1 protein-coding gene is annotated in these 276 nt (G+C 55.8%); it reads left to right on the plus strand.

What is annotated here, in order from left to right:
- A partial coding sequence (locus tag AC0L3B_RS39425; protein WP_473383199.1) for an immunoglobulin-like domain-containing protein occupies positions 1-276 on the plus strand: 276 nt, incomplete at both ends.

The raw sequence follows: 276 nt of genomic DNA on the forward strand, positions 1-276 counted from the left end.
GCGACGCTTTCCAATAAGGCGGACACAGATGTAACGCTGAAACTGGATAACGGCTCGTCGATCACTATCAAGGCTGGCGATACCGTCGGCACTGTGACTGTGCCTGCGCCAAGCGATGACGTGTTTGTCGACAAGAGCACTCAGACTGTTCAGATCACTGAGACGGCTGGCGGCAACTTCGAGAAACTTGAAGTCGCAGGCAACGGTGCGACCACCACGATCAACGACACCATCGACAAAGTTGACGTCGTTCTGACCGCCACCAAGACCGTGGGC

It is taken from the genome of Bradyrhizobium sp. Kon56, from assembly GCF_055807635.1.